Source organism: Kosmotoga sp., assembly GCF_982836095.1.
The window spans coordinates 27035-31057 of record NZ_CEYIHJ010000003.1 but is presented as its reverse complement, the minus strand read 5'-3'; the positions used below and the strand labels follow the sequence as shown (position 1 = coordinate 31057).

The window sequence follows — 4023 nt, the reverse complement described above, 5'->3', positions numbered from 1 at the left end:
TTGTCCCATACAGAAAAATCTAATTTTTCTGGAAAGAATTTCCTGGGCTGCTTTTTTATGAGTTCTTCTGGCATTTTCTCACCTCCATGATTATTATACAACTTAGTTAGCATGTCGAACAAACAACCATGTTTTTGCCAGATACGGCTGTGATGAGTTTGTGATTGCACTACCTGAAACCAATGGAAAAGGTGCACAAACCTTCATCAAAAGAATAAAGTATGCAATTGAAAACCCTATTATTGACGACGTTAAAATGATTCTCAAGTTGAGCATTGGACAGGCAATTTATCCGCGAGATGGTGATGATATTGATGAACTTATAAAAATCTCTGATAGCAGGATGTACATGAAAAAGCAAAACAATCCAAAGTATCCATGATTTTCTAAAGTCGCTGTGATTGCTTTGTTGCAGCTGTATATTCAAGCAGTATTCTGATATAAAAAACCTCCCGGATGGGAGGCTTTTATTTTAGCTCAGTGGATCAATTGTATTCACATGAAAAAGGGCTTACTTGGGAATAGTGACCCAAAAACCAGCGAGACAACGGACATGAGTTTTATCAATATATCCATAGAAGGTCCCACTGTATCTTTCAGAGGATCTCCTACGGTGTCGCCTACAACGGCAGCTGCATGAACATCTGTCCCTTTACCACCATAATTTCCTTCTTCGATAAATTTCTTTGCGTTGTCCCACGCACCACCGGAATTTGCGGTAAATAGAGCAATCATAATAGCACTACCCAGACCTCCAAGAAGCAAGCCAGCCACAGCTGCTTTTCCAAAGAGGAAGCCCACGATAAATGGCGTGAGAATTGCTATAAGTCCCGGAGCGAGCATTCTGCTAACAGCTCCTTTGGTTGTTATTTCAATACAGCGTTTATAGTCAGGTGTTTCCTCACCAGTCAAAATTCCTTTGTGTTCTCTGAACTGTCTCCTGATTTCCGTTATCATCAAATCCGCAGAATCAGCAACCCCTTTTATGAGCAATGAAGTGAAGAAGAAGGGAAGCATAGCGCCAATAATTACGCCCACAATCGTATATGGTTCAACGAGGTTAATAACCGGGTTATTCACTATCTCTTCCGCGGAATGAGCGGCACTCCAGATATACGAGACAATAAGTGCAAGTGCAGCAAAAGCTGCAGAACCAATGGCAAAGCCCTTTCCAATCGCAGCGGTTGTGTTACCAACGGAGTCTAGCTTGTCAGTTATCGTTCTTACCTTCGGATCAAGCTCAGCCATCTGTGCTATACCACCAGCGTTATCTGCAACAGGGCCATAGCTATCCACGCTTACTATATATCCAACGAAAGATAACATTCCAAGAGCCGCTACTGCTATACCATAAACGCCCGCAGACCAGTAAGCACCGAGTATCGCCATAGCCAGAGTGATAACAGGCCATAATGTGCTTCCCATACCTAATGCAAGACCGGAAGTAATATTAATAGCTACACCAGCTTGTGTTTTTTGAGCGAGTTTTCTTGTTGGCGAGTAATCGGTAGAGGTAAAGTATTCACTTAACTTGCTTATTATCAATCCAGCTATCAGTCCGCTTGCTATTGCCAGGAATATTCTCCATCGCGAAACAAAATCGGGATTAACAATGAATTCATCCTTGAATTTGTAGTCGGGTGCATACAAACCTATCACAAGAGCTGTGGAGGCGAGAACTAAAATACCAGTGAATACGTTCCCAAAACCCAATGCTTTCCTCGCATCTTTTGCCCTTAAAGTGGCTACGACTATTACACCGATTAATGACGCGATCACGCCCGCTCCAGCTATCAGGACAGGCAAAAGAATAAGTCTATAATAATGATCAGAGCTCATTCCCCACTGAACGACACCGTCAACTACTTTTTTGTCTGCGAGTTTCATGAATATGGCGAGAACTATGGCAGATACAATAGAAGCAACATAAGATTCGAGAATATCTGCGCCTAATCCGGCAACATCGCCAACGTTGTCGCCGACATTGTCTGCAATAGTAGCCGGATTCCTCGGATCGTCTTCAGGTATGTGAGCTTCGATTTTGCCAACAAGATCAGCACTCATATCAGCGGCCTTTGTGTACATGCCGCCTCCGACCCTGTCAAAAAGGGCAATCAAACTTGCACCCAGCGAATAAGAACTAATTATCATAACTGAATCAAGAAATGATATTTTCCCGAAAGCTCTTGAAACCTCCGTAAGACTCTCATAAACAAAAGAATCTTTGAAAACTATCATTATAACTGCAAGTCCAGTTAATGAAAAGCCTGCTACGGAAAGCCCCATTACTGATCCACCTGAGAAAGCAACCTTAAAGGCTTGAGGCAGGCCACTTTTAGCACCTTCGGCAACTCTTGCATTAGCCCTAGTTGCAGCGTACATTCCTATTACACCCGCAAGCTCTGAAATCAAAGCCCCAAAAAGAAGGGCAATGGGGTATTTGTATGATTGAAATATGATCCCCAGAGCAGCTGCGATGAGAATAGCCACGGTGAAAATCTTCCTAGCTTCCGCACCAATAAAGGTAGAGGCGCCTTCCTGCACATAACCGGAAAGTTTTTGCATTGTTTCACTCCCCGGTGAAAATCTAAGTGTTCTTCTGAGCATAATGAATGCAAAAATCGTTGAAATCAAGCCAGCAGATAGTGGTAGATACAATGCTTCCATTTCTTTCCCCCCTAGCTTAGAGTATTTATGAGATTTATAGATCCCATCCTATGTCCCAGAACTCCACCGTATCTTCAGGTATTTTTGCTATGAAGTCATAACCAGATCTGAAAACATATCTGTTTCCCATCATAGGCCTGCTTCTTCCACCTTTTTGCCTGATTATGTACAAATAATCTCTTGCCCTGGTTACTGCGACGTAAAATATGCGTTCCTCTTCATCTATGTTGCCTTCATTGAGAGCAAAATAACTCGGAAAATCCCCGGGATTAACAGCAATGATAAATACCACATCCCACTCCAATCCCTTTGCCTGATGTACGGTGCTCAAAACAACCTTTGATTCTCTTTCGATTCGTTCCCTTTCAATATCAACCTTTTCACTAACAGCAAGATCTTCAAGGAGTTCGGAAATACCTGAATATCGTTCAGAAATTTCCATTAACCTTTCGATGTCCAGTTTTCGTTCCCGGGCATCGGGATACTTTTCATCAAGGTAATTGCTATAGAAAGTGTGAAATATTGTTTGTATAGCATTTACAGGCTGTTTGTCTTCATTCATAGCCTCAAAAATCTTTATTAGCTTTCCAAGCTTAATTCTACTACCGTCAAATTTCCTCAACGTTTCCAATATTTTATCCTCGTTTCCCAAGCTTAGCCGAATAGTTTCAATTATTCTTAGTGATGTCGTACTTCCGACTCCCGGGAAGAGTCGTAAGATTCTTCCCCAGGAAAGCTGATCGGCGGGATTAACAAGTACCTTTAGAAAAGCAATTATATCTTTCACATGAGCGGTTTCAACAAATTTGGGTCCTGAAAACAATATATAATCTATTTTTCTCCTATCTAACTCCATCTGCAATTCAAGAGAATGATAATGTGATCTATACAACACGGCGATTTTCTCAGGCAATATTCCATCGTTTATGTGTTCTTCAATTTTTTGTGCTATGAAATTCGCTTCCTCCATATTATCCCAGGTTTCTGCCACTACTGGCAATGGTCCCGACTCTCTTACTGCTTTAAGACTCTTTTCAACTGCGTTGGAAGGAATGATATTGTTTATCAGCTTAACGATTTCAGGAGTAGAACGGTAATTTGTCTGTATCTTGAAAATCTTTGTATTTCCGCTATTTAAAAAATCAAATACGTTTTCAAAACGCGCTCCCCGAAAAGAATAGATCGATTGAGCATCATCGCCAACAACCACAAGATTGCCATGAACGTGTGATAAAAGCTCTACAAGCTTGTATTGAAGAATGTTAGTGTCTTGAAATTCATCCACAAGAATCCAACGGAATCTCGTCGATTCAATTTCCAAGGCTTCAAGATTGGTTTCGAATAGTTGAAGAGCTT

At 41.4% G+C, this 4023-nt stretch carries 2 protein-coding genes and 1 pseudogene; 1 reads left to right on the top strand and 2 read right to left on the bottom strand.

Features of this window, described 5'->3' with window-relative positions; all coding sequences use genetic code 11:
• Positions 1-130: 130 nt before the first annotated feature.
• A pseudogene (locus AC3LHT_RS00560) lies at positions 131-382 on the top strand (diguanylate cyclase); the annotation flags it as partial.
• A gap of 113 nt (positions 383-495) precedes the next feature.
• Here the strand turns inward: AC3LHT_RS00560 and AC3LHT_RS00555 are convergent.
• Positions 496-2667, bottom strand: a complete 2172-nt coding sequence (locus tag AC3LHT_RS00555; protein WP_290646317.1) for a sodium-translocating pyrophosphatase — start codon at positions 2665-2667, stop codon at positions 496-498.
• Between the two features lie 34 nt (positions 2668-2701).
• On the bottom strand, positions 2702-4023 hold a 1322-nt coding region (locus AC3LHT_RS00550), incomplete at its 5' end, for an ATP-dependent helicase (protein ID WP_488661664.1).